Here is a 21,921-nt window from a genome sequence, read left to right as displayed (position 1 = left end):
ACCATTGTCAATTTATATCCAGTTGAAAAGGTATTTTTGAATGAGCATAGCATCAGAAGCGATTGGCGAGCAAAAAAAAGCTGCCGTTAATATAGTTAGGAACACGTGGCCGTTAAAGAAAATTCAAGCACTGTTTGATTTGCCATTCAACGATTTGCTTTTTAAAGCGCACACTATCCACCGTGAGAATTTTGACCCAAATGCGGTTCAAATTAGCACCTTATTGAGTATTAAAACGGGCGCATGCCCTGAAGACTGCTCCTATTGCCCACAAAGTGTTCGTTACGATACGGGGCTGGAAAAAGAAGCATTAATGGAAATTAGAGCAGTTGTTGATGCGGCTAAAGAAGCTAAAGCGAATGGTGCAAGCCGATTTTGCATGGGGGCGGCATGGCGTAGCCCTAAAGATCGTGATTTAAATAAAGTCACCAAAATGGTTGAAGAGGTAAAAGCCTTGGGAATGGAAACCTGTGTTACCTTGGGAATGTTGGAAGATGGCCAAGCGCAACAGTTAAAAGACGCTGGGCTAGATTATTACAATCATAATATTGATACGTCAGAAGACTACTATAAAGAGGTGATTACGACGCGAACCTATCAAGATCGCTTAGATACGATTGATACGGTTCGAAATGCCGGCATTAACGTGTGTAGCGGCGGAATTGTCGGCATGGGTGAGGCCAGTGATGACCGAGCAAAGATGTTGCAAACATTAGCGAACATGGAGCATCCGCCAGAAAGCGTACCGATTAATAAATTAGTGCAAGTAAAAGGAACGCCATTAGACGGTGCCGAGGCGATAGACTCGCTTGAATTTATAAAAACGATCGCAGTGGCTCGAATTTTAATGCCAACTTCTCAAGTCAGGTTGTCTGCTGGTCGTTCTGATATGACCGATGAAATGCAGGCGATGTGTTTCTTTGCAGGCGCAAACTCCATTTTTTACGGTGATCAACTGTTAACCACAGAAAATCCAGAAGAAAGTGCAGACCATCAATTGTTTAAGCGATTAGGTATTTATCCTGCAACGGTGTAGTTTTTTGTATGGATCCTTGGGAGTTAGCAACAAAGCTCGATGACTTAAAGCGTCTGCAGCGCTATCGCTTGCGCAAAACAATTGAAAGTCCTCAAGGTGCAAGTGTTCAAATGGCCGGGCAAATGTTCGATAACTTTTCGAGCAATGACTACCTGGGGTTAGCAAATCATCCGTCGGTTATTAAAGCATTTCAACAAGCTGCTGAACGTTACGGTGTTGGAAGTGGTTCTGCGCATTTGATTTGTGGCCATAGTGCCGAACATCATGCGCTTGAGGAAGAACTGGCAGAATTTACCGGGCGTGATCGTGCGTTGATTTTTTCAACTGGCTATATGGCAAATCTAGGCGCAATATCGGCAATGGCTCATAAAGGCGATGAGATTTTCCAAGATAAACTTAATCATGCATCGCTGATTGATGGCGGAAGACTTTCTGGTGCTCAGGTTAAACGGTTTGTTCATGGTGATATGGGGCAGTTAAAGCAATTGCTCGAAGGCTCATCAACTCGCAGAAAGTTGGTCGTTAGTGATGGCGTGTTTAGTATGGACGGTGATGAAGCCAACATGCAGGGCTTGGTTGGTCTAACGGAAACCTCAAATGCAATGTTGATGATTGATGATGCGCATGGGCTAGGGGTGTTGGGTGAAAAAGGTGGTGGATTGTTGGAAGCATGCGACTTAAATCAGCAACAAGTCCCCATTTTGATGGCGACGTTAGGCAAGGGCTTGGGAACATCAGGGGCTTTTGTTGCAGGTAGTGAAGAACTTATCGAAACGTTGATACAACAAGCGCGTACCTACGTTTTTACCACTGCAATGCCGTCAGCGGTAATGGCAGCCACCAGACAAAGTTTAAAAATTTGCCAACAAGAAACATGGCGCAGAGAAAAGTTACGGCATTTGGTCGCTAGGTTTAGGAAAGGCGCCGAGCAATTAGGGCTTAACTTGATGCCTTCGCAGACACCTATCCAGCCGATTATTCTTGGTAGTAATGAGGCGGTCATGGCTGCGGGTGAGTATTTAAAAGAGAAAGGTGTTTTAGTGGGCGCTATTCGTTATCCAGCGGTTAAAAAAGCGAGTGAGCGGCTAAGAATTACGTTATCGGCAACCCATACGGACTCACAAGTTGATAATTTACTGCTGGGTTTGGAGGAATTGTTCTGTTAACAGCATTAAATATACAAGAATCGGGTGAAGGGCCAAATCTTGTGTTAGTACATGGCTGGGCCATGAATAACTTGGTTTGGAATAATTGGTTAGCTCTTTTGGAACAGTCCTTTCGTGTTATTTGTGTTGAGTTGCCGGGGCACGGAAACAGCGAGTATAACGAGCCATGGCAGATGAGTGACTTGCTGGAGATGATGGCGGCACAATTACCTCAGCAGTGTAGTTTTTTGGGCTGGTCATTAGGCGGGTTGGTTGCCTTGGCTTATGCAGATCACTTCCCGAAGCGTGTTAATCGGCTTGTCATGCTGGCGAGCACACCAAAATTCGTACAATCTGCCGACTGGCAGCCTGCCCAATCTAAAGCAGTATTTGATGTTTTTTCTAGTCACTTGAAAAGAAAGCCGCTGCCGACAATGAAACGCTTTGTTAAATTGCAAACAGACGGTGGTGAACCATCTCAAACAATCGAGAGGTTTCTAAAGTCGGTGTTACAGGTGCGCAGTGAAACATCAACAAAAGGATTGATTAGCGGTTTGGATATTTTATCTCAGGCTGACTATCGGCTTGCGTTAAAAAAACTAAACTGTCCGACTATGCTGTTGCTTGGGGAGAAGGATCAATTGGTGCCAGTTGAGGTAGCAGATAAGTTCGCACAAATTAATCCTCGTGTTACTGTGTGTGTCATAGAGGGCGCCACACATGTTCCTTTTTTGTCACACCCGAATGAGGTATCACAAGAGTTAGTACGATTTATGTCTGCTGGAGATAGGGAGTTATGAGCGTTGGCGGGTTTCAAAAAGTTACTTATAGTAAAGAAATGGTGCGTCAATCATTCGACTCAGCGTCACAAAACTATAACGAACATACCTCTCTTCAACGGCTGATTGGTGATCACTTACTTTTACACAAAAAAGCTCAAAATCATGCGAATCAAAGTGTTCTTGATATTGGCGCTGGAACGGGCTATTTAACCAAGAAATTATTTGAGTTAAATGAAGTGAAGGATGTGTATGCTTTAGATATTGCAATTGGTATGTTGAAGCATGCACGCCATTATTTAGGGACTTTGCAGGCGAAAGGCGTTATATGTGCCGATGCTGAAAAGTTACCACTGAATGATGGCGTTATGGATGTGATTTATTCTAATCTGGCATTTCAATGGTGTGAAAACTTGGAGAAAGTGTTTGCTCAAGCACATAGGGTGTTACAGCCGAAAGGTTTGTTTGTGTTCAGCACATTTGGGCCTGCAACATTGACTGAGTTAAAAAGCTCATGGCAGCAAAGTGATAAGGCGGTACACGTTAATTCGTTTGTGGGTGAAGAAGTGATTCGGCAAGCGCTTCAACATGCTGGTTTTTACGACATAACGATACTGACGGATAATATTGTGAATTATTACTCATCACCAAAACAATTGATGGTAAGCCTGAAAGGGATGGGAGCACACAATATGAATCAAGGACGACGGCTTGGTTTAACAGGTGTTAAATCATTTAAGGCTATGCTCAAAGTGTATGAAAGTTTACGAACAGAGCAAGGGGTCCCTGCCACTTTTCAGGCAGTTTATGTTTATGCTAAAAAAAGTGAGTAAAGTTTAATGTTGAAGAGTTTTTTTATTACGGGTACCGATACGGATGTTGGAAAAACTTATGTCGCGGCTGCCTTAATAAGGGGTTTAGCAGAGCGTCAGTTGACGGTGTCTGGTTTTAAGCCGGTTGCTGCTGGTGCTACATGGCAGGATGGTCAATTTAAAAATGAAGACGCAATTGATTTATTGCTGGAATCTACGGCAGGGCTCGGCTATTCGGATGTAAACCCTTATTGTTTTGAACCAGCCATAGCACCGCACATTGCGGCGGAACAAGAAGACATGGTCATTAACTTGCCAGACATTGAGGCGGTTTACGCAAAACATAAGTTGGCAGCTGATATGGTGATAGTGGAGGGAGCCGGAGGTTGGATGGTTCCGCTAAATGATCAGCTTGGTTTTGATGATTTGGCGTTAGCGCTTAATGCTCCGGTTATTCTAGTCGTTGGTTTAAAGCTTGGGTGTATTAATCATGCGTTATTGACCGAGGCTGCAATTTTGAACAAGGGGTGTCGGATTGCAGGTTGGATCGGTAATGACCTAAACGGTCAGTTTATGGAGATAAATGAAAATATACGGACATTAAAGCAGCGAATGAAATCTAAATTTATAGGCAATATTGAATATCAACCAGATAAAGAAAAAAAGAGTGCTGTGGATCAAAGAAAGATAAAGGGTCTACTTGATTATTTGATTGAATTTCGTTAAATTGCGAGGCCATACTGTCTTATGCTTGGATAGATGAAAATTAATGGGTAAAGTCGGTAGAAGTCATTGATAGAATGCCTGACACTAACACTCAGATTTTCATGGGTATTCTGAAAATACTATATATTTTTAATTGATTTTACTTTGTATATCTTTAAGTGAGTGAAGGAGAACTAACTCACTCGGATAAAAGTAAAATCGTTAGTTGTTAAATAAATATTACTGGAGACGTCACTATATAACTGACGCCCAGAGACCTTGTCTTACAAGGTAGTAACATTAAATTGAGGTCGGATGCTTTTGTAACTAAAAGTAAACGAAAAGTTGGTGATGCGACATTTGAAAATGCTAATCGTGTCAATATCAAATTAGTTTTGAAAGATAAAAAATAAGGGAGGCAGTTTCTGTGATTAAACTAAAGCAACTTTTTGCTGGTGGCACTGTATTGACGTTGATGTCAGGCATCGCCCAGGCGGACTATGGGTTGAATTTACCGGTGGGTGTAACTGAGACGAGCAAGCAAGTTCATGATTTGCATATGTTGATCCTATGGGTCTGTGTAGCGATTGGCGTGGTTGTTTTTGGTGCGATGATTTATTCGATGATTTATCACCGTAAATCACGCGGTGCAGTGGCATCACAGTTTCATGAAAGCATGGCGGCAGAATTGGTGTGGACTATTATTCCATTCATCATTCTGATTGTTATGGCTATTCCAGCGACGAAAGTGTTGATTGAAATGCATGACACGTCTGAAGCTGATATGAAAATCAAAGTAACCGGCTACCAGTGGAAATGGCGTTATGAGTATGTCGGTGAAGGCGTAGACTTCTTTAGCACATTAGATGTTGCCAGTAACGAAGCACGTCAAGTTGGTTCAGAAATTGATCCAGCCACTGTTGAGAATTACTTGTTAAATGTCGACAACCCATTGGTGCTGCCTGTGGGCAAAAAAGTAAGTTTCTTATTAACAGCAAGTGATGTTATCCACTCTTGGTGGGTACCAGATTTTGGCTGGAAGAAAGATGCGATCCCTGGTTATATTAATGAAGCTTGGGTTGTAGTGGATAAACCAGGTATTTACCGAGGTCAATGTGCTGAGTTATGTGGTCGTGACCATGGTTTTATGCCTATCGTTGTTGAAGTCAAATCTGAAGAAGATTATGCAGCGTGGTTAGCCGAACAGAAATCAGGGGTTAAGGGAGCGAAAATAGCAGCACTTGACGCGCTTAATCCAAGAGACTTAAAAGATAATTAGGAGATTCAGATAATGGCGACTGTTATAGATTCACATGATGATCACCACGATCATGGTCCAGCAAAAGGCTTTATGCGTTGGGTAACAACAACAAACCATAAAGACATTGGCACACTGTATTTAGTATTTGCACTAGTGATGTTTATGGTTGGTGGTGCAATGGCAATGGTTATACGCTTGGAATTATTTCAACCAGGTTTACAATTTATTGATCCAGGCTTCTTTAATCAAATGACAACTGTTCATGCTTTAGTCATGATTTTTGGTGCTGTTATGCCGGCTTTTGTGGGTTTAGCCAATTGGATGTTGCCCATTATGATTGGCGGCCCTGATATGGCATTACCTAGGATGAATAACTGGAGTTTTTGGATACTACCTTTTGCATTTACAATGCTATTGGCAACATTCTTTATGGATGGTGGTGCGCCAGCAGGTGGCTGGACTATGTACCCACCGTTAGTACTACAAGGTGGTAACGGCTTTCCATTTATGATTTTTGCGATTCATATGATGGGTATTTCATCTGTGATGGGCGCTATAAACGTTATTGTTACCATCCTTAATATGCGTGCTCCTGGCATGACATTGATGAAAATGCCTTTATTTGTATGGACTTGGTTCATTACAGCTTATTTATTAATTGCCGTAATGCCTGTGTTAGCAGGGGCAATCACAATGCTTTTGACAGATCGTTTTTACGATACAACGTTCTTTAGTGCAACGGGTGGTGGTGATCCTGTGTTGTTCCAGCATATTTTCTGGTTCTTTGGTCATCCAGAAGTGTATATTTTGATTTTGCCAGCTTTTGGTATCATTTCTGCGATTATTCCAACGTTTGCTCGTAAGCCTCTATTTGGTTACAGCTCAATGGTATACGCGACCTCGTCGATCGCATTCCTTTCATTTATTGTTTGGGCGCATCACATGTTCACAGTGGGCTTGCCGCTGCAAGGTGAATTGTTTTTCATGTACGCAACGATGTTGATTGCGGTACCAACAGGGGTGAAAGTGTTTAACTGGATTTCCACTATGTGGAAAGGCTCGATGACATTTGAAACACCCATGTTATTTGCGATTGGTTTTGTCATTATGTTTACGATTGGTGGGTTCTCAGGCTTAATGTTGGCGATTGCCCCTGCAGATTTTCAATACCATGACACCTATTTTGTTGTCGCTCATTTCCATTACGTATTGGTGACCGGTGCGGTGTATTCAATCATGGCATCTGTTTATTATTGGATTCCAAAGTGGACAGGCAATATGTATAGCGAAAAAATGGGCCAATGGCACTTTTGGCTATCTACGATATCTGTGAATGTATTGTTCTTCCCTCAACACTTTTTAGGGCTTGCTGGAATGCCTCGTCGTATTCCTGATTACTCAGTTCAGTTTGCAGAATTTAATATGTGGTCGAGTATTGGTGGTTTTGCCTTTGGCCTGTCGCAAGTATTTTTCTGCTTCATTGTTTATAAAACAATCAAAGGCGGGGAAAAAGCAACGGATCAAGTTTGGGAAGGAGCTGAAGGTCTTGAATGGACATTGCCTTCTCCAGCGCCGTATCATAGTTTTTCAACGGCACCTGAAATTAAATAAAGGTATGAGCGTCTAGCTTAAGGGCTAGACGCATTATTAATATGAAAGAACAACGCAAAAAAAAATTAATCACAGTGGCTATTTTGGTCGCTATGGCATTAAGCTTTTATTTAGGTTCTTTTATGTTCCTTACAGAATAAATAATTAGAATAGGTAAATTTATGTCTTCTGAAAACGCGTATTACGTACCTCACGATGCGAAATGGCCGATTATTGGCTCCATTGGTTTGATGTTATTTTTTGGTGGTTTTGCTGCCGAGCTAAATAATGCTCCTTCTGCATCTATTATCATGACGGTAGGTTTTTTAGTCTTGGTTTATATGATGTTTGGGTGGTTCGGCGAAGTTATTAATGAAAGTGAATCGGGTGCTTATAAAAGCAATGAAGATGCTTCTTTTCGTGGCGGCATGGTTTGGTTTATCTTTTCTGAAGTAATGTTTTTTGCCGCATTCTTTGGTGCTTTGTATTATATTCGAACATTTTCAGTGCCTTGGATAGGCGGCGAAGGCTCAGGAGCGAGTACCAATGAATATATTTGGGATGGCTTTGAGGCGATGTGGCCAACAAATGGACCAGCAAATGTAGGTGGTGAATATGAGAAAATGGGCCCATGGGGTTTGCCAGCGATCAACACACTTATTCTGTTAACAAGTGGTGTGACGGTGACTTGGGCACATTGGGGTTTAATTGCTAATAAACGTAAACAACTTATTATCGGATTGGCGTTAACGGTTATTTTGGGCTTCGTATTCGTTGCTTTACAGGCCCTTGAATACAGTCACGGTTATAATGACTTGAACTTAACCATGGCTTCGGGCGTTTATGGGTCTACTTTTTATATGTTGACTGGTTTCCATGGGTTTCATGTATCAATGGGTGCTATTATCCTCGCAGTTATCCTTTTTCGTAGCATGAAGGGACACTTCACGCCAGAAAATCACTTTGCTTTTGAAGCAGCGGCTTGGTATTGGCACTTTGTTGACGTGGTTTGGTTGGGATTATTTGTCTTTGTCTATTGGCTATAGAGACTGAGGTTTATTTAAAAAAGGCGCTACAAGATAGCGCCTTTTTTATTGTCATTGATTTAATGGTTGTTGATTACTTTGCTGGGTGGGTATGGCAGCATGAGGCTTAATAAAGCCAAGATAAGAAAATAATAATAATGAAATGAATAGCGTTAATGATAGGCCAATTCGTATTGCGAGTGACTTCACCACTTCTTTAGGGGAAGATTTTCTACGAGACAAATGGTAGAAAGCTTTAAAGAGGCTGTAAATAATGACGCATAATGTAAAAACAATTAGGTATTTAATGAAGGGGTTCATTGCATATTTCTCAAATTATAATGTTCCTATTGTCATTTAAACTTAGTGTAAAGACTAACAATATTTTATTATGCAATTCAAAGCGAATATATATTTAACAATACTTGCCATATTGGTTTTGTTATTGCTTCTAAGTTTGGGTAATTGGCAGCTTAATAGAGCTCAAGAAAAGCAAGATATATTAGATTTGCAGTCCATCAGAATGAACATGGAGTCTGTTGAGTTGTCAACGTTGCAGTTGAGAGCTAATAAAGGCTTACGTTACTGGCCAGTTAAGGCAACTGGTTTGTTAGACACAGATCAACAAATTTTAATAGATAATCAAGTGAAAGATGGTCGACAGGGCTACTTTGTATTAACACCTTTAAAATTAAATGCTTCAGAAGCAATTTTATTGAATCGAGGGTGGGTGCCTGCTGGACCGACTAGAGATATTTTACCAAATGTCAGTTTACCGGCTAATGGGGTTACAATTAGTGGGAAACTAGATCATTTCCCCAGTGTTGGTATAAAGCTAGATGGAGCAGATACACTGTCTAATGGTTGGCCTTCGGTAACGCAATTAATTGATGTCGATAAGGTGTCGGAACGCTTAGGTTATACTGTTTTGCCATATCAACTGTTATTAAACCAACAAGAACCTAATGGCTATGATCGTCGTTGGGTTCCAATGAAGATGGGCCCACAAAAACACCATGGCTACGCATTTCAATGGTTTGCTTTAGCGACGGCTTGGGTCATTATTTATTTTGTATTAACCATAAAACTAGGTAGAAAAAAGAATGGATAACGTCATTAAAAATAGACTTAAACTTATATTTATTGCAAGTATGTTTGCTGTGCCAGTTTTAACGGCCTGGCTATTGTTCAATAATCCACAATGGCTTGACGGTGGCAGTACTAAAAACTATGGTGAATTAATTGTACCAGCAATACCTTCTGAATTAAGTGACTACTTTGTTGGTTCAGAAGATGAGATCAAGGAATTGAAGGGGCGATGGGTTCTTGTGCATATTGATACGGATGGGGAGTGTTCTGAATTGTGTAAACAGTCTGTTCATATTGTTCAACAACTGCACGTATTGTTAAACAAAGATGCGAAGCGATTAAAAAGAGTATATTTAGACAAATCCGAACATCAAGATAATGTGTTTCTTTCACAGGCTCCTGAGTTGTTCGTATTACGTTGGAGTGATCAGCATCTTGCAAAGTTACAAGCTAATGTTAAAAACATCAACGATGGTGATATGTTGCTGTTGGATCCTCTTGGGAACATCATGATGAAATATTCGCAAGACGCAGACCCATATGGTATTCAAAAAGACCTTAAACTTTTATTTAAGGCCTCCCAAATAGGTTAATAACATGTTCAGAAACTTAACTATTTTTGCAATACTCTTGGCCTTGTTTGTCGTTGTATTGGGCGCATATGTTCGCTTATCAGATGCAGGGCTAGGTTGCCCAGACTGGCCTGGCTGCTACGGAAGCCTCATTGTCGACGAATCGCATGAAGGTGTTGCGCATGCCGCTGAGCATTACCCTGAGCGCCCTCTAGAGGTATCTAAAGCGTGGAAGGAAATGATACACCGTTACTTTGCTAGTGGCTTAGGTCTTGTCATACTAATATTAACGATTATGGCTTGGAGGCGACCAGAGCTTGGTCAGCGAGGCTTAACGACGTTATTATTATTGTTAGTTATGTTTCAAGGGGCGCTTGGAATGTGGACAGTAACTTTGTTGGTTAAACCGGCGATTGTTATGAGTCATTTGCTCGGTGGGTTAGCAACACTTAGTTTGTTATTGTTGCTGTTGCTGCGTATTCAGACAAAACGGTTGGCACAGACAGACAAAAAAAACACTGTCAGGGGTGTTACATCAGTTGCTCTGTTAGTACTAGTCGTGCAAATTGCCTTAGGCGGCTGGACAAGTACAAACTACGCAGCGTTGGCTTGCCCAGACTTTCCGACATGCTTTGGTACTAGCTGGACCCCAGCTGTGGATTATAAAGAAGGGTTTGTGTTATGGCGTGGCTTAGGTGTGGACTATGAGTTTGGTGTGTTAAGTAATGAAGCGCGTGCAGCTATACACTGGGTGCATCGTATAGGCGCCTTAATAACGACTATATTATTTAGTTTCTTGATATATTTACTGATCCGTTTAAGTGCCATCAAAGAAGCAATAATGCTTGGTGCTCTATTATTTATGCAAGTAATGCTGGGCATATTAAATGTGTTGCTAAATTTGCCTCTACACGTTGCTGTCGCGCATAATGCAGTAGCAGCATTACTTTTATTAAGTGTAGTGTATGTAAGATTTAGGCTTGGTAAGCCAGTACTATAATTTAGGGTTATATTTTGAGTGAACAGATGATTAATGATTCAACTAACACTATTAGTTGGAAAAGCTATTACGAATTATGTAAGCCTAAGGTAGTCCTGCTGATTATTTTTACAGCAGTGGTTGGAATGTTTTTAGCAGTGCCGGGCATGGTGCCTTGGCAACCATTGGTATTCGGCACGATTGGAATTGGTTTGGCAGCATCTTCAGCAGCAGCGATTAACCATTACCTAGATCAAAAATTTGATGCCAAAATGGCTCGTACAAAAGGGCGACCATTACCACATGGGGATTTGAACGGTACACAGGTGCTTGGATTTGCCTTTACGATTGGTGCTATTGCAATGCTAGTGCTAATCTTTCTGGTAAATGAGTTAACGGCCTTTTTAACCTTTCTTTCATTAATTGGTTATGCAGTTATTTATACCGTTTATTTGAAGCATGCTACACCGCAAAACATTGTTATTGGTGGTGCTGCGGGTGCAGCGCCTCCTGTATTGGGCTGGAGTGCGGTTACATCGACAATTGACCCACATGCTTTATTGTTATTCCTAATTATTTTTATTTGGACGCCGCCACATTTTTGGGCACTGGCTGTTGCGCGAAGAGAGGAATACGCTAAAGCAGATATTCCGATGTTACCGGTGACTCATGGCGCCGAATTTACTAGGTTACACATTGTTTTTTATACGGTTTTATTAATATTAGTGAGTTTATTGCCGTATTTGACAGGCATGAGTGGCATGCTCTATTTGGTTAGTGCTATCGGCTTAGGTTTCGGTTTTTTATATTATGCGGTGCTGCTTAAGAAAACAGCTGATGACATTATTGCAATGAAAGCATTTAAATACTCAATTCTATATTTAATGCTGTTATTCGCCGCCTTACTTATTGATCATTATCTTTGATTTAAATAGGCAAAATATTTAATACCGTTACACATACAGCGAGTTAAATAACTACCTGTCATAATGCGGTGAGCCGTAAGTGTGTGTAATATTTGCTAATGAAAAGTGTAGAACCGAATACTAAGCTTTCAAAAATAATGGTTTGGCTAACATGGTTGGGCCTTTTAGCCATGTTAGTGATAGGCTTCGATCGATACCTTGACTTGCAAGCGAACCCCAACGAGCGCCCTGATGTTATCTATGACTTGGATGGTGTGGCTGAGGTAATGCTACAACAAAATAAACAAGGTCATTATGTAGCGAATGGCAAATTGAATGGTCATTGGGTTATGTTTGTTTTGGATACTGGAGCGACCAATATCAGTGTTCCCGCTAAAGTTGCTAAACAGATGCGATTGCCAGAAGGTTACCCGCAAAGAACGCGAACCGCCAATGGTGATATTGTGGTGTATCGGGTTACGCTTGAGTCGGTTAGTCTTGGGTCGATTGAACTAAAAAATGTTGCGGCACATATCAACCCACATATGGATGGTGAGGTTGTTTTATTAGGGATGAGTTTTTTAAAGCAGGTCGAGATGATACAAGTCGGGAAACAGCTGACTCTACGCCTAAAGCCAAGGTGATATTCTTGGGCTTTAGGCGGTTTTAAGAGGCTCTATACTCAATTAATTCTTGCTTTACCTTATTCATCGCATTTTTTTCTAATTGACGAATACGTTCAGCAGAGACTTGATATTTATCTGCTAACTCATGCAAAGTTGATTTCTTTTCGCTTAACCAGCGCTCTGCTAAAATTGATCGACTTCTATCGTCAAGGTTGCTAAGGGCAGTATTTAAGCGAGAAGCATCGTGAGCCTCTTCGTTGTATGTTTCTAGTAAAGTAGCAGGGTCGTGTTCTTCTTTAGTCACAAATGTCGCAGGCGTATGAATCAATTCGTCTGATTCTGTGTTGTCATCTTGATGGCCGTCAAAAGCCATATCAAAATTGCTCAAACGCTTTTCCATTTCGTAAACGGCAGATTTATCGACACCCAGGTCATTTGCAATAGCGTCAGCTTCATTTTCGTCTAGCCATGCTAGGTTCTTTTTGTGCTTTCTTAAGTTGAAGAACAGTTTGCGCTGAGCTTTTGTCGTCGCAATTTTAACAATACGCCAGTTTTTGATTACAAATTCATGAATTTCAGATTTAATCCAGTGTACGGCATACGAGACAAGACGAACCCCCATGTCAGGGTCAAAGCGTTTAACGGCTTTCATTAAGCCAATGCTACCTTCTTGAATGAGATCTGGCAGTGCAAGGCCATAGCCACTATAGCTTTTGGCAATATGGATAACATAACGCATATGAGATAAAACGAGCATGCGAGCAGCTTCTAAATCATTTTCATTTCGTAAACGATTTGCTAAATCTCTTTCTTGCTCTACCGTTAACGCAGGCGCAGAGGAAACAGAGGCTATATAAGCATCTAAAGATCCAGCTGATAATTGATTAGGTAATGCTAAAGCATGAGTCATACTATCCCTCCTTTTGTGTGCTTGAATAACTTAACACTCACAATATAAGACCAGCAAGTATAACAAAGGTTCATTTTATAAAGCAATTTAAAGGCTTTATGATACTCAGTTTTCTAGTTCTGATAAGTATCGACTAACCACCAGCCATGAACCAATAATACCAAGGCTGATAGAGAAAATAACCCATAAAATAGCATGCCCTAAAGGCATAAAGCTAAGGCTGAACGAGCTATTATATAAAGCAGATAAAGAACTGGTGGGACCATCAATTAGCCACACAGATAAATTAACCAGTAAACAAGCGAAAATACCGCCCAGAAAACCATACCAAAAACCACTATAGATAAATGGGCGCATAATAAAACTGCGTGTTGCACCCACTAGTCGAGTGATGTCAATTTCATCACGACGATGTTGCAGTTCTAATCGTATAGTATTGCAAACGATTAAGAGTACAGCAAAACCCAGTAATACAGTGATAATGCTAACACCACGCTGGGCTATGTTGAGGATGCCATTTAACCGGTCGAGCCAGCCCATATCCAGTTGGACCAGTTCGATATCGGCTCGTTGTTTAAGTTCATTAACCAGGGCCTCTAGTGCCTCACGGTTGTTTAGCTGAATAATAGGGGTGATTTGGATAACATGCGGTAATGGATTGCTGTCAAGTGCGTTAATGGCTGAACCAAATCCGCTATATTGCTGAAACTCTTCTAGAGCTGCTTGCTTACTAATTAAAAGCGATTGGGTGATCTGATCATGTTCATGTAGTGCCTGACTGAGTTTCGACGCTTGCTCAAGGCTGACCGACTGATCAAGAAATAATGAAATATTGTTGTTTAAGTCAATTTGGCCGCTAAGTGATTGAAGGTTGTTAATAGAAACTAATAAACCAGACGGCAGGGATAATGTTATGGCAATGACGCTGACCGTCATCATAAAGTTAAAGGGTGCTCTTGAAAAACGACCAAGGCTGGCAAAAAAAGTATGCAAGTGAATTAGCACGTAAGCACGTAAACTAAATAGACTAGTAGGTCTTTGTACGTTTTGTCGACGACTAGCCATGATTGCTCACTATTTCACCTTGAGAAAGTACTAATGTTCGATAATTCATGCGTTCAATAAGGGCAATATCATGAGTTGCGACCAGTACAGTCACGCCCACTTGGTTAAACTGTTCAAACAATTGCATTATTTCTTCGGATAAAGCAGGGTCTAAGTTTCCTGTTGGTTCATCGGCTAAAATCATTGGCGGCCTATTAACAACTGCCCGTGCAATACCAATACGTTGTTGCTCACCGCCAGACAAAGTGATGGGGTAGCGCTTTTCTTTTCCAAGTAAATTGACTTTATCTAACGCTGCGCGAACACGGCGTTGAATTTCATGACGATCCAGTCCAGCAATAATTAAAGGTAAGGCGACATTATCAAAAACGGTACGGTCATGCAGTAAACGATGATCTTGAAATATCATGCCAATTTTACGCCGAGCATAGGGAACAAGCCGTTTGGAAAGGCGGCCAATGTTTTGGTTGTCGAGCATCACTTGACCTTGCGTGCTACGTTCAAGAATCGCGATAAGTTTTAGCAAGGTGCTTTTACCCGCACCAGAGTGGCCGGTAAGAAAGGCCATTTCGCCTTTTTCTAACTCGAAATTAACGTTTTTAAGCGCATCGGCACCACCAGGGTAACGTTTGCTGACGTTGATAAATTGAAGCATGAGCGCTAATGGTCAGTTTCAGATTTTTCAAATAGAGCCGTGGTGAACTCGGCGGCATCAAAAGGACGTAGGTCATTGATGCCTTCACCAATACCAATAAAACGAATGGGTAGTTTGAATTGATTGGCAATGGCGAAAATAATACCACCTTTTGCGGTGCCGTCCAATTTCGTAAGAGTGATGCTAGTTAGTGGGGTGGCTTTATCAAAATTCTTAGCTTGGGCGAGGGCATTTTGTCCGGTGCCTGCATCAAGAACCAGCATGGTTTCGTGTGGCGCGCTGTCATCCAGTTTTTTAATAACACGGTTGATTTTGCTTAACTCATTCATTAGGTTTGTTTGGGTATGTAGGCGGCCAGCAGTGTCTGCCAGTAAGACGTCAATGTTGCGCGCTTTTGCCTTCTCAAAGGCATCGTAAATAACCGAAGCAGAGTCAGCCCCAGTATGTTGAGCAACAACCTCAACGTCGTTACGCTTCCCCCATTCTTGTAATTGTTCAATCGCAGCGGCCCTAAATGTATCGCCAGCCGCTAACATGACACTTTTGCCCTCGGCTTGTAAACGTTTAGCCAGTTTACCAATGGTCGTCGTTTTACCCATGCCATTAACGCCGACCACTAAGATAACGAAAGGGCCGTCACTGTCAGGAATGGTTAAAGCTTGTTGGTTTGGCTCAAGGATCGATAGCATCTCTTCTTGAAGTGCTTGGGTGAGAGCCTGTGGGTCGGCTAGCTGCTTGCGCGCAACTCGCTGAGTTAAATTTGAAATGATGTGTTGAGTGGCTTCAATGCCGACATCAGCTGTTAGCAGTAACATTTCTAATTCTTCAAACAAATCGTCGTCGATTTGTTTTTTCCCTAAAAATAAATTACCTAAACCACCGGTCAATCCGCTGCGTGTTTTTGTTAACTGGTTTTTTAAGCGGCCAAAAAAACCTTCTTTAGGTTCTTCGACAGGCGGCTGCTTAGTTGTGTCGGTATCTTTCTTTTTGCCAAATCCAAACATGATATTGTGTCTATTGGTGGGAACTTTATCGTAAAATCCCTATTCTAAATTCGTTTTAAAGTTAAGTGAGAACTAAATGAAGAAGTTATTTGTGGCACTTTTTATTCTGAATATCGTTTATTCGCTGAACAGTTTTGCTTCGCCAGAAACTCTGCCTGATATGGTACACGAAAAAGTGCTAAAAAATGGCTTAAAAGTGTTGGTTAAAGAAGATCGGCGAGCACCCGTTATGGTGTCGCAAATTTGGTATAAAGTAGGGGCCAGTTACGAACATGATGGTATTACCGGTGTATCGCACGTACTAGAACATATGATGTTTCAAGGAACAGAAAACCTAGAGCCGGGTGAGTTCTCTAAAATAATTGCTGAAAATGGCGGTCGTGAAAACGCGTTTACCGGTGCTGATTATACGGCGTATTTTCAAACCATGGAGGCCTCACGCCTTGAGGTAAGTCTGCGGCTTGAGGCAGAACGGATGCAAAATTTAAAGTTGCAAGAAAAGGAGTTCAGCAAAGAGCTGCAAGTGGTTATGGAAGAGCGCCGTATGCGTACTGAAGATAAACCACGAGGTCAGGCGTACGAATACTTTAAAGCACTGGCTTACACCAGTAGTCCCTATCGAAACCCTATCATTGGTTGGATGCAGGACTTAAAAGATATGGAACTAGAGGATTTAGCGGTTTGGTATAAACAGTGGTATTCGCCAAATAACGCAACACTGGTGGTTGTCGGTGATGTTCAGCATGAGCAGGTCTTTCAGTTGGCAGAACAATATTTTGAGCCTATTCCTGCGGTCGCGTTTAAGCCGGTTAAAAAAAGAACAGAAGTGCCACAGGTGGGTGTGCGACGTAGTATTGTGAAGCAGAATGCTAAAGTCCCTTATTTATTGATGGGCTACAAAGTACCTGTGCTCAACACTGTGCAGAATGAAGAGGATGTGTACGCATTAGAGGTGTTATCCGGTATTTTAAGCGGCGGTAGTAGTGCACGATTGCCCTCAAATTTAGTACGGGGTTCTCAAGTTGCCTCCAGTGCCAGTGCAGGGTACGACATGAATGCTCGGCTACCGACATTGTTTTTGTTTGATGGTGCGCCGGCTGCAGATAAAAGCATTCAACAGCTTGAGGAGGCCTTAGTGGAGCAAATAGCAAACTTGCAAACGGATTTAATTGAGGAAAAAGAATTGAACAGGGTTAAAGCGCAAGTGATAGCGGCATCGGTGTATGAAAAAGATTCCAATTTTTATCAGGCGATGCAGTTGGGTATGCTTGAAACTGTAGGTGTTGGTTGGCAAAAAGCGCATGATTATGTTGAAAAAGTAAACGCTGTGACGGCTGAGCAAGTTCGTGCCGTTGCACAACAATATTTGATTGAAGATCATTTAACAGTCGTTCATATGCTGCCGATGGGGGACGCTAATGAAAATTAAAATAAAGGTTATAGTCAGTAGTGTTCTGTTGTTACTCAGCCCGTTATCGCTGGCTCTCCCAAGTATTCAACATTGGCAAACAAATAACGGCGTTCAGGTATATTTTGTGCCAACTGAAGGGTTGCCAATTTTAGACGCACAACTAGTCTTGCGGGCAGGCAGTTCAGCGGACGGAGATAAAAATGGCGTGGCAGCGTTAACCAGTGCTTTACTGACTCAAGGTGCAGCGGGGCTTAATGCGCAAGATATTGCAGAGCGACTAGACAGTGTTGGGGCGCAACTCAGCGCATCAACATCGCGTGACTTAACAACAATTAGTTACCGAAGCTTAACAGATGAAAAAGCGCTACAAACCTCGTGGCAGTTATTGAAAGCAGTATTAAGCAAACCGAGCTTTCCTCTGCAGGACTTTAATCGAATTAAGGCTCGTACATTACTGGGGATTAAGCAGCGCCAAGAGTCACCGGGAGTACTGGGGCAATTGGCGCTCTACCAAGAAATATATAAAAACCACCCTTATTCGCATGCAATACAAGGTGTCGAAAGTACGGTGAAAGAGATTCAAGTTAACGACTTAAAGCAGTTTTATCGGCAGTATTATGTAGCCAATAACCTTGCGGTTGTTTTAGTCGGCGGTATTTCGCGTGATCAGGCCGAACGCATGGTGGAGGAGTTGGTGGTTGATTTGTTAGCGGGTAAAAAAGCGGCGCCGATTGAAGCGGTGCTGACGCCGCAAAAAGGTAAGGTTATTCATCTAGAATATCCATCTGAGCAGACGCACTTACTGTATGGTTTGCCGGTATTACAGCATAATGATCCAGACTACTTTCCATTGTATGTGGGTAACCATATTCTCGGTGGCAGCGGGTTTAGCTCACGCATTGTTAAAGAAATTCGTGAAGAAAGAGGGCTGGCCTACAGTGCCTACAGTTATTTTCACCCGATGATTCAAAAGGGGCCATTTGTAATGGGCCTACAGACACGTAATGAAAAAGCAAAGGAAGCGTCAATGGCTGTTAAACAAACGTTGCGAACTTTTATACAGGACGGACCAACAGATGAAGAGCTAATGGCCGCTAAGAAAAATATCATAGGGGGCTTCGCGCTTAAGTTAGACAGCAATAAAAAATTGTTAGGAAATGTGGTGAGAATCGTTGTTAGTGGTGCGCCCTTAAATTATTTAAATAGCTATATGCAGAAAATAGAAGCGGTCACACAGCAGCAAATAAAACAAGCTTTCCAAAGACATCTGAAGATGGAAAAAATGGTCATGGTAACTGCTGGCCAATCTGTCGTACAAAAAGATTAATGGCTGCTAAGGGAAACCGTGTTCGTATCATTGGTGGACAATGGCGAGGGCGTAAACTCGAATTTCCTAGTATTGACGGTTTGCGTCCAACTACAGACCCAATTCGTGAAACGCTATTTAACTGGTTGCAACCTTACTTACCGCAAGCTAATTGTTTAGATTTATATGCAGGTAGTGGTGCATTAGGGTTTGAGGCGGCATCGCGTGGTGCGAGTTCTGTTTTAATGGTGGAAAAAGATATTAAGGCAATAAAGGCACTAAGGACGAATAAAGAACTGATAAAAGCAGATAATATTCAATTAATGCAACGAATGGCGTTGGATGTTTTAAACGATAAGCGTAAACAAACAGATGCGCTATTTGATGTTGTTTTTCTTGACCCACCGTTTAAGCAAGGTGAACTTAGTGAATGCGTGAAACGGCTTGAAGAAAGTGGCTGCTTATCGGATGATGCTGTTATTTATTTGGAATGCGAAAACGCGCTAAATTTAGATTTTCTGCCAAAAAACTGGACAGAGCACCGACAAAAAAAAACAGGTCAAGTGGCCTATTACCTATATCACCGAGAAGCAAATGATTAAAAAAGCAATTTACCCTGGTACGTTTGATCCGATGACAAATGGACACATTAATAGTATCCAGCGAGCCAGCAAATTATTCGATACGATAGTGGTGGCGGTTGCAAAAAGTGCAGGTAAGTCACCTTTATTTGAAAGCCAAGAGCGTTTGGATATGGCAAAACAAGCATTATGTGAATATGACAATATTGACGTGGTGTTTTTTGATGGCCTGCTGGTTGATTTAGCAAAAGAACATAAAGCCAATATTGTTGTTAGAGGCATTCGCAGCATTGCGGATTTTGAATATGAATCACAAATGGCAGGTATGAATAAAAAAATGATGCCAGCATTAGAAACGGTATTTTTAACAACCGACCCTGACTGGTGTGATGTTTCCTCAACCTTGGTACGCGATATTGCACGGCTTGGTGGGCAGGTCAGTGATTTTGTTCCGCGTGAGATTGAAAAAGCTATTTTAGCTAAGGTGAATTAGAAAAATGTCATTAATTATTACCGATGAGTGCATCAACTGTGATGTATGTGAACCTGAATGCCCGAATGATGCGATTTTTATGGGCGAAGAAATTTACGAAATACACTCTCACCTTTGTACAGAGTGTGTCGGGCATTTTGATACGCCTCAGTGTGTGGAAGTCTGCCCCGTTGAATGTATACCAAAAGATCCGAATAACGAAGAAACTAACGATCAGCTTTTATTGAAATATCAGCAATTAATGGCGACAAATGAGGATTAAAAAAATGAAAAAAATTCTTTTTTTCACCAGTATTTTATTTGCAATAACAGCGTATGCAACCCCTGCCACACAGCTGCATCAACAAGCAGTAGCAAGTGCACACCCGGCGGCAACTCAAGCAGGACTTAGTGTGCTCAACCAAGGAGGTAATGCTTTTGATGCAGCCATTGCCGTTAGTGCGGCACTGGCAGTTGTCGAACCCTTCGGTTCTGGACTGGGTGGTGGTGGATTTTGGTTATTACATCGCCAACATGATGGTAAACAAGTGATGATAGATGGGCGTGAAGTAGCGCCTTTGGCCGCCACACGTGATATGTATTTAGACAGTCAGGGTGAGCCAATTAAGAATGCCTCGGTCGATGGGGCATTAGCTGCCGGTATTCCGGGTTTACCAGCTGCTTTAGATCATTTAGCAAAGCATTATGGAGTATTAGCACTGTCGGATAGTTTGCAGCCGGCGATAAAGCTGGCTAAAGACGGTTTTTTAGTTAACGAGCATTACCAGCGATTGGCTAAATTTCGTCAGGCGGTTTTAGCGTCAAATGACTCTGCGAAGGCTATTTTCCTAAGTGATGGAAAGGTACCTGCCTTGGGCGCAAACATTATACAAAACGATTTAGCTAATACTTTGCAGTTATTGGCAACACAAGGTTTTGATGGGTTTTATAGTGGAGAGCTTGCAGATAAGTTAGTAAAAGGTGTGCAACAAGCTGGGGGCATATGGACCAAAGAGGATTTGGCTCGATACACAGTGAAAGAGCGTTTGCCGGTGGTTGCGCATTATAAAAATATCAAGGTGACCAGTGCTGCTTTGCCCTCATCGGGTGGATTGGTGTTGTCTATTGCGCTAAATATTTTAGAACAATATGACTTGTCAACGATGGACGAAGCCACACGAATTCATGTTGTGGTTGAAGCAATGAAACGAGCGTACCGTGATCGTGCATTACACATGGGCGATAGTGATTTTGTCAGCGTGCCAGTAAGTGAGCTGAGTGAAAAGTCGTATGCCCATACTATATCTAAAGATTTAAGGCTAGATGAGGTTACACCCAGTCAACACATTAGTGGTTTAAACGAAATTGAAGGACATGATACAACGCATTTCTCTGTGATCGATAAAAGGGGTAACCGTGTGGCGGCAACTTTATCGATTAATTACCCATTTGGTTCTGGATTTGTGCCTCAAGGGACGGGTGTTTTGTTGAATGATGAAATGGATGATTTTTCTATTAAGCCAGGCACACCAAATGTATACGGCTTGGTGGGCGGAGAGGCAAATGCAATCGCAGCAGGTAAGCGAATGTTATCGAGCATGTCTCCAACTTTTATTGAAACAGAGGAAAAAGTGGGCGTTTTGGGTACACCAGGAGGCAGCCGAATTATTAGTATGGTGTTATTGGGTATTTTGGATGCCGAGCAAGGACATAGTCCTGAATCTTGGGTCAACTTGCCACGTTATCATCATCAATACTTACCGGATGTTATTCAACATGAGCCAGATACTTTTAAAGCAGAAACTTTGCTGGAGTTGACCGAAAAAGGCCACAAACTAAAGTCTGTTGGAAGGCATTATGGCAATATGCACGCAGTCTTGTGGGATAAAAAGTCTAATAAACTTGTTGCCGCCAGTGACCGTAGAGGATCTGGGGCAGCTATTGTTGAGTCAGTACCTTTAAGCACAGCAAAATAAATCGCGTTGCTGCGTTT

General features: G+C 41.9%; 24 protein-coding genes. 19 read left to right on the top strand and 5 right to left on the bottom strand.

What is annotated here, in order from left to right:
- Positions 1-40 precede the first annotated feature (40 nt).
- From bioB to KUG63_RS07045, 8 genes are all read left to right on the top strand, one after another.
- Positions 41-1,036, top strand: coding sequence for a biotin synthase BioB (gene bioB, locus KUG63_RS07080; RefSeq protein WP_015006628.1), 996 nt, complete (start codon positions 41-43; stop codon positions 1,034-1,036).
- Positions 1,037-1,044: 8 nt separating this feature from the next.
- Positions 1,045-2,202, top strand: coding sequence for an 8-amino-7-oxononanoate synthase (gene bioF / locus KUG63_RS07075; protein ID WP_277642136.1), 1,158 nt, complete (start codon positions 1,045-1,047; stop codon positions 2,200-2,202).
- Positions 2,190-2,981 (top strand): pimeloyl-ACP methyl ester esterase BioH, encoded by a 792-nt coding sequence (gene bioH / locus KUG63_RS07070; RefSeq protein WP_319023246.1) that lies wholly within the window; start codon positions 2,190-2,192, stop codon positions 2,979-2,981. Before bioF ends, bioH begins: the two co-directional genes overlap by 13 nt.
- On the top strand, positions 2,978-3,793 hold the full coding sequence (gene bioC, locus KUG63_RS07065) for a malonyl-ACP O-methyltransferase BioC (protein WP_287554529.1): 816 nt from the start codon (positions 2,978-2,980) through the stop codon (positions 3,791-3,793). Before bioH ends, bioC begins: the two co-directional genes overlap by 4 nt.
- 6 nt (positions 3,794-3,799) lie before the next feature.
- Entirely contained in the window at positions 3,800-4,498 is a 699-nt protein-coding gene (gene bioD / locus KUG63_RS07060) for a dethiobiotin synthase (RefSeq protein WP_287554527.1), read from the top strand.
- A gap of 406 nt (positions 4,499-4,904) precedes the next feature.
- Positions 4,905-5,756, top strand: coding sequence for a cytochrome c oxidase subunit II (gene coxB / locus KUG63_RS07055; protein ID WP_015006623.1), 852 nt, complete (start codon positions 4,905-4,907; stop codon positions 5,754-5,756).
- Positions 5,757-5,768: 12 nt separating this feature from the next.
- Positions 5,769-7,349, top strand: coding sequence for a cytochrome c oxidase subunit I (ctaD, locus tag KUG63_RS07050; RefSeq protein ID WP_020162567.1), 1,581 nt, complete (start codon positions 5,769-5,771; stop codon positions 7,347-7,349).
- Between the two features lie 161 nt (positions 7,350-7,510).
- A complete protein-coding gene (locus KUG63_RS07045; RefSeq protein WP_015006621.1) occupies positions 7,511-8,374 on the top strand; it encodes a cytochrome c oxidase subunit 3 in 864 nt (287 codons plus the stop codon).
- A gap of 51 nt (positions 8,375-8,425) precedes the next feature.
- On the opposite strand, the gene KUG63_RS11880 is transcribed toward KUG63_RS07045, so the two are convergent.
- Positions 8,426-8,674 carry a DUF2909 domain-containing protein gene (locus KUG63_RS11880; protein ID WP_020932129.1) on the bottom strand — a complete coding sequence of 83 codons (249 nt, stop codon included), beginning with the start codon at positions 8,672-8,674 and terminating at the stop codon, positions 8,426-8,428.
- A gap of 124 nt (positions 8,675-8,798) precedes the next feature.
- Here KUG63_RS11880 and KUG63_RS07040 point away from each other — a divergent pair, with 124 nt between their 5' ends.
- The 5 genes from KUG63_RS07040 (at position 8,799) to KUG63_RS07020 (ending at position 12,542) form a co-directional block, all read left to right on the top strand.
- Positions 8,799-9,464: an SURF1 family protein gene (locus KUG63_RS07040; RefSeq protein ID WP_236886361.1), complete on the top strand. Its 666-nt coding sequence runs from the start codon at positions 8,799-8,801 to the stop codon at positions 9,462-9,464.
- Positions 9,457-10,035 (top strand): hypothetical protein, encoded by a 579-nt coding sequence (locus KUG63_RS07035; RefSeq protein ID WP_287554524.1) that lies wholly within the window; start codon positions 9,457-9,459, stop codon positions 10,033-10,035. Before KUG63_RS07040 ends, KUG63_RS07035 begins: the two co-directional genes overlap by 8 nt.
- A gap of 4 nt (positions 10,036-10,039) precedes the next feature.
- Positions 10,040-11,014 (top strand): COX15/CtaA family protein, encoded by a 975-nt coding sequence (locus tag KUG63_RS07030; RefSeq protein ID WP_287554522.1) that lies wholly within the window; start codon positions 10,040-10,042, stop codon positions 11,012-11,014.
- Positions 11,015-11,028: 14 nt separating this feature from the next.
- Positions 11,029-11,919: a heme o synthase gene (cyoE, locus tag KUG63_RS07025; RefSeq protein ID WP_020932131.1), complete on the top strand. Its 891-nt coding sequence runs from the start codon at positions 11,029-11,031 to the stop codon at positions 11,917-11,919.
- Positions 11,920-12,017: 98 nt separating this feature from the next.
- Positions 12,018-12,542: a TIGR02281 family clan AA aspartic protease gene (locus tag KUG63_RS07020; RefSeq protein ID WP_287554520.1), complete on the top strand. Its 525-nt coding sequence runs from the start codon at positions 12,018-12,020 to the stop codon at positions 12,540-12,542.
- Positions 12,543-12,564: 22 nt separating this feature from the next.
- Here the strand turns inward: KUG63_RS07020 and rpoH are convergent, their stop codons facing one another.
- The 4 genes from rpoH to ftsY all read right to left on the bottom strand — a co-directional run bounded on the left by rpoH (position 12,565) and on the right by ftsY (position 16,158).
- Positions 12,565-13,434 (bottom strand): RNA polymerase sigma factor RpoH, encoded by an 870-nt coding sequence (rpoH, locus tag KUG63_RS07015; RefSeq protein ID WP_015006614.1) that lies wholly within the window; start codon positions 13,432-13,434, stop codon positions 12,565-12,567.
- A 105-nt stretch (positions 13,435-13,539) separates the two neighbouring features.
- Entirely contained in the window at positions 13,540-14,499 is a 960-nt protein-coding gene (gene ftsX, locus KUG63_RS07010; protein WP_287554519.1) for a permease-like cell division protein FtsX, read from the bottom strand.
- Complete coding sequence (gene ftsE / locus KUG63_RS07005) at positions 14,492-15,154, bottom strand: cell division ATP-binding protein FtsE (protein WP_015006612.1); 663 nt, start codon at positions 15,152-15,154, stop codon at positions 14,492-14,494. The genes ftsX and ftsE overlap by 8 nt, the downstream gene beginning before the upstream one ends.
- Before the next feature lie 5 nt (positions 15,155-15,159).
- Entirely contained in the window at positions 15,160-16,158 is a 999-nt protein-coding gene (gene ftsY, locus KUG63_RS07000; protein WP_016390575.1) for a signal recognition particle-docking protein FtsY, read from the bottom strand.
- A 76-nt stretch (positions 16,159-16,234) separates the two neighbouring features.
- On the opposite strand from ftsY, the gene KUG63_RS06995 reads away from it, so the two are divergent.
- Genes KUG63_RS06995 through ggt form a run of 6 tightly spaced genes read left to right on the top strand, consistent with a single transcriptional unit; the run spans position 16,235 to position 21,904 of the window.
- The gene (locus KUG63_RS06995; protein ID WP_016390576.1) at positions 16,235-17,587 is read left to right on the top strand and encodes a M16 family metallopeptidase; all 1,353 of its coding nucleotides are present in this window, start codon (positions 16,235-16,237) and stop codon (positions 17,585-17,587) included.
- Positions 17,577-18,896, top strand: coding sequence for a M16 family metallopeptidase (locus tag KUG63_RS06990; protein WP_020932132.1), 1,320 nt, complete (start codon positions 17,577-17,579; stop codon positions 18,894-18,896). The genes KUG63_RS06995 and KUG63_RS06990 overlap by 11 nt, the downstream gene beginning before the upstream one ends.
- Entirely contained in the window at positions 18,896-19,477 is a 582-nt protein-coding gene (rsmD, locus tag KUG63_RS06985; protein ID WP_020932133.1) for a 16S rRNA (guanine(966)-N(2))-methyltransferase RsmD, read from the top strand. Before KUG63_RS06990 ends, rsmD begins: the two co-directional genes overlap by 1 nt.
- The gene (coaD, locus tag KUG63_RS06980; RefSeq protein WP_016390578.1) at positions 19,470-19,949 is read left to right on the top strand and encodes a pantetheine-phosphate adenylyltransferase; all 480 of its coding nucleotides are present in this window, start codon (positions 19,470-19,472) and stop codon (positions 19,947-19,949) included. The genes rsmD and coaD overlap by 8 nt, the downstream gene beginning before the upstream one ends.
- A 4-nt stretch (positions 19,950-19,953) precedes the next feature.
- Positions 19,954-20,211, top strand: coding sequence for a YfhL family 4Fe-4S dicluster ferredoxin (locus tag KUG63_RS06975; protein ID WP_015006606.1), 258 nt, complete (start codon positions 19,954-19,956; stop codon positions 20,209-20,211).
- Between the two features lie 4 nt (positions 20,212-20,215).
- Positions 20,216-21,904, top strand: a complete 1,689-nt coding sequence (ggt, locus tag KUG63_RS06970) for a gamma-glutamyltransferase (RefSeq protein WP_232228632.1) — start codon at positions 20,216-20,218, stop codon at positions 21,902-21,904.
- Positions 21,905-21,921 lie beyond the last annotated feature (17 nt).

It is taken from the genome of Cycloclasticus sp. (assembly GCF_019090545.1).
GTDB lineage: Bacteria > Pseudomonadota > Gammaproteobacteria > Methylococcales > Cycloclasticaceae > Cycloclasticus > Cycloclasticus pugetii.
The sequence above is the reverse complement of the archived record's forward strand: the minus strand, read 5'-3'. Positions and strand labels throughout refer to the sequence as shown.

Bases quoted from the DNA above. Each gene is read 5' to 3' on its own strand.
- KUG63_RS07020 (WP_287554520.1), top strand. From the start codon at position 12,018: ATGAAAAGTGTAGAACCGAATACTAAGCTTTCAAAAATAATGGTTTGG.
- ftsE (WP_015006612.1), bottom strand. From the start codon at position 15,154: ATGCTTCAATTTATCAACGTCAGCAAACGTTACCCTGGTGGTGCCGAT.
- ftsY (WP_016390575.1), bottom strand. From the start codon at position 16,158: ATGTTTGGATTTGGCAAAAAGAAAGATACCGACACAACTAAGCAGCCG.
- bioB (WP_015006628.1), top strand. From the start codon at position 41: ATGAGCATAGCATCAGAAGCGATTGGCGAGCAAAAAAAAGCTGCCGTT.
- KUG63_RS06995 (WP_016390576.1), top strand. From the start codon at position 16,235: ATGAAGAAGTTATTTGTGGCACTTTTTATTCTGAATATCGTTTATTCG.
- ctaD (WP_020162567.1), top strand. From the start codon at position 5,769: ATGGCGACTGTTATAGATTCACATGATGATCACCACGATCATGGTCCA.
- ftsX (WP_287554519.1), bottom strand. From the start codon at position 14,499: ATGGCTAGTCGTCGACAAAACGTACAAAGACCTACTAGTCTATTTAGT.
- KUG63_RS07035 (WP_287554524.1), top strand. From the start codon at position 9,457: ATGGATAACGTCATTAAAAATAGACTTAAACTTATATTTATTGCAAGT.
- KUG63_RS06975 (WP_015006606.1), top strand. From the start codon at position 19,954: ATGTCATTAATTATTACCGATGAGTGCATCAACTGTGATGTATGTGAA.
- ggt (WP_232228632.1), top strand. From the start codon at position 20,216: ATGAAAAAAATTCTTTTTTTCACCAGTATTTTATTTGCAATAACAGCG.
- rsmD (WP_020932133.1), top strand. From the start codon at position 18,896: ATGGCTGCTAAGGGAAACCGTGTTCGTATCATTGGTGGACAATGGCGA.
- bioD (WP_287554527.1), top strand. From the start codon at position 3,800: ATGTTGAAGAGTTTTTTTATTACGGGTACCGATACGGATGTTGGAAAA.
- KUG63_RS06990 (WP_020932132.1), top strand. From the start codon at position 17,577: ATGAAAATTAAAATAAAGGTTATAGTCAGTAGTGTTCTGTTGTTACTC.
- bioF (WP_277642136.1), top strand. From the start codon at position 1,045: ATGGATCCTTGGGAGTTAGCAACAAAGCTCGATGACTTAAAGCGTCTG.
- rpoH (WP_015006614.1), bottom strand. From the start codon at position 13,434: ATGACTCATGCTTTAGCATTACCTAATCAATTATCAGCTGGATCTTTA.
- KUG63_RS07045 (WP_015006621.1), top strand. From the start codon at position 7,511: ATGTCTTCTGAAAACGCGTATTACGTACCTCACGATGCGAAATGGCCG.
- bioC (WP_287554529.1), top strand. From the start codon at position 2,978: ATGAGCGTTGGCGGGTTTCAAAAAGTTACTTATAGTAAAGAAATGGTG.
- KUG63_RS07030 (WP_287554522.1), top strand. From the start codon at position 10,040: ATGTTCAGAAACTTAACTATTTTTGCAATACTCTTGGCCTTGTTTGTC.
- coaD (WP_016390578.1), top strand. From the start codon at position 19,470: ATGATTAAAAAAGCAATTTACCCTGGTACGTTTGATCCGATGACAAAT.
- KUG63_RS11880 (WP_020932129.1), bottom strand. From the start codon at position 8,674: ATGAACCCCTTCATTAAATACCTAATTGTTTTTACATTATGCGTCATT.